Origin of the sequence: Streptomyces sp. NPDC045470, assembly GCF_040646595.1 — a bacterium.
Taxonomy (GTDB): Bacteria; Actinomycetota; Actinomycetes; order Streptomycetales; family Streptomycetaceae; genus Streptomyces.
In genome coordinates this window covers 1-2,141 of the sequence record NZ_JBEZAN010000058.1, presented here as the reverse complement: position 1 = coordinate 2,141, position 2,141 = coordinate 1, and the positions used below count along the sequence as shown (strand labels likewise).

2 protein-coding genes and 2 pseudogenes are annotated in these 2,141 nt (G+C 64.6%); 1 reads left to right on the top strand and 3 read right to left on the bottom strand.

Features of this window, described 5'->3' with window-relative positions; genetic code table 11:
• Positions 1 to 221: 221 nt before the first annotated feature.
• Positions 222 to 314: pseudogene (locus AB0A97_RS41625) on the bottom strand (IS5/IS1182 family transposase); the annotation flags it as partial.
• 343 nt (positions 315 to 657) lie between these two features.
• Positions 658 to 1,089 (bottom strand): nuclear transport factor 2 family protein, encoded by a 432-nt coding sequence (locus AB0A97_RS41620; RefSeq protein WP_361161311.1) that lies wholly within the window; start codon positions 1,087 to 1,089, stop codon positions 658 to 660.
• A gap of 36 nt (positions 1,090 to 1,125) precedes the next feature.
• Between AB0A97_RS41620 and AB0A97_RS41615 the strand changes: the two are divergent.
• Positions 1,126 to 1,241: pseudogene (locus AB0A97_RS41615) on the top strand (IS5/IS1182 family transposase); the annotation flags it as partial.
• Positions 1,242 to 1,273: 32 nt separating this feature from the next.
• Here the strand turns inward: AB0A97_RS41615 and AB0A97_RS41610 are convergent.
• Positions 1,274 to 2,011 (bottom strand): alpha/beta hydrolase family protein, encoded by a 738-nt coding sequence (locus tag AB0A97_RS41610; protein ID WP_361161308.1) that lies wholly within the window; start codon positions 2,009 to 2,011, stop codon positions 1,274 to 1,276.
• Positions 2,012 to 2,141 lie beyond the last annotated feature (130 nt).

The following is a 2,141-nucleotide window of genomic DNA, read 5'->3' as shown; positions in this document are numbered from 1 at the left end:
CCAGGAGAACGCGATCTACCTTGCCACGATCATGCTCCTACTGCACCGCACAGCACGGGTCCTGCCCTGAACGGGGCTTCTCAGACACCCTCTAAGCCTTCACGGACACGGTGCAGAGGATGTCCGAGAAGGCGCGGCCGGGGCGGGGTTCTCACAGGGTGGAGTAGGAGCATGATGGTGGCCAGGTAGATCACGTGCTCCTGGCTGGCGGCGAGGTGTCCGTAAATCTTCAAGAGCCGTCGGTAGCGTCTCAGCCAGGCGAAACCACGCTCTGCCAGCCAGCAGCGCGGGACCACCGTGAAGAGCGGTACGTCGCTGAGACGGGGCGTCGGCCTTGGCCCAGGTCCCGCGGAAGCCGCTGTCTCTCCGCCGCACAATCTGAACCGCGATCCCGGTCGCTTTTCAGCCGCATCACCTCGCCTCGATCGCCGTCCGCACCCGGTGGAGCCCCCGGAGGGATCGGGGGGAAAGCGTTCGCCGGGCTATGGGCTCGCGCGGATTTCCCCATACTCCTGAGGTCGGCCCGCTCTTGTAGAGCGACGGCTGCTGCTTCGGCTGACGTCACTCGTCCGTGATTCCCTTTACGTGGTGTCCCCGTCGAGCGGATTTTGTCGGCTCGGAGGTGCTGTTCAGTGGTGTGGACCGTAGCCTTCGCAGTCACCCCGAATCCTGATCGCGATCCAGCCTTTCGTAGCAGTCGTAGTTCCGCTGGGCGCAGATCTTGCCGTCCCGGAATTCGAGGAAAACCGCGATACGCGCTCGCAATACGTGGCCGGCGGGCAGGGTTCCCATCGGGACGGCGAGAGTTCCGGACCAGGTCACCTCCACAGCCACCTGGTCGCCGGCCGCGACCGCGTTGTGTACGTCGAACCGCTGGTGGGCAAGGAGTGCCCGGCCCCGCTCAGCGCTCTCCAGTACGTCGGACAGGTCACGTCGGACGCCTTCGGGGAACAAGGCGTTGGGGAACTCCTCCTGCACCACGTGCTCGTCGAAGTAGCGAGCGAGCTCCTCGCCCACGGCCCCGTGGGCGACAGCCTCGTGGTAGCGGACCGCTGTCTCGACATGAGGGTGCTGCGGCAGACCCGGCATGGCAGGCAGGGTAGTTGAGATCGGGGCTTGGCGCCGCAGTGGGTGATCGAACGGACCTTGCCCTGGCTGGCTGCCGCAGGCTCATCCCCCGCTACGAACGAGGCCCTCGCGACTACCTGGTCTTCCTCGGCCTCGCCGCAGCCCTGCCCTGCCCTGCGGCCGGTGTATCGGTGTGGGCCGGCGCCTACACTCCGCCCGTGGTCCGGACCGCTTCGGACGCAATCTCTGTCAGCAAACCGGAGACGGTCTCAGGCTCGCTGATCATGAGATCGTGTCCACTGTCGATCTCCCAGAAGCGACCTTCAGAGCGCGCCTTGGCTATCAGGTCCTGGTTGTGGACACCGAGATCCAGACTCGCGGTGGAGACGATCCGGTACTGCGGTGTCGCCTCCAGTGTTGGCTCGTCGCTCAGGACGAGCGGCTGCTCAAGGGTTTTCCACGGGTGCGGGGTGAGGCGTGGCAGCATCCATTCGATGTCCTTGGGGTCCGTGACCCCGAAGAACCTCACCAGGTCCTCGCTGGGAAAGAGCACTAGCTCGACACCGTCGATCACCTGGCCGTTTTCTCTCTCCTTGAGGAGCGCCGGGAAGGCCTCGATCTGCGATCGGCCATCGGGGGCGTCGAGAAACACGAGCTTCCCGACCCGGTCACTGACGCGATCAGCGGCTCCCCGGATCACTGTGCCACCGTAGCTGTGGCCGACGAGCACCACGTCTCTCAGGGCCTCGTAGAAAAGGAGGTTGACCACTTCGGTGATGTGCATGTTCAGATCGACATCGGGGCTCACAAGATGCGACCGATCACCCAATCCGGTCAGGGTCGGGCAATACACGGTGTGGCCCGCGGCCTCCAGCAGACGAGCAACCTTCTGATAGCACCAACCGCCATGTCCGGCGCCGTGGACCAGTACGTAGGTGGTCATGATCTCCCCTTCTGCTGTGCGTTGATCACAGGTAACTAACGGGCTCTCCCGCGATTGGTCGTGAGGCGTGTTGGCCTGGAGGTTCGGCTGGTGGTTGGTTCAGCAGGTCATCGGGCGGACGGGCACGAGT

Excerpts from the sequence above, each read along its gene's own strand:
- AB0A97_RS41610 (WP_361161308.1), bottom strand. The coding sequence starts at position 2,011 with ATGACCACCTACGTACTGGTCCACGGCGCCGGACATGGCGGTTGGTGC.
- AB0A97_RS41620 (WP_361161311.1), bottom strand. The coding sequence starts at position 1,089 with ATGCCGGGTCTGCCGCAGCACCCTCATGTCGAGACAGCGGTCCGCTAC.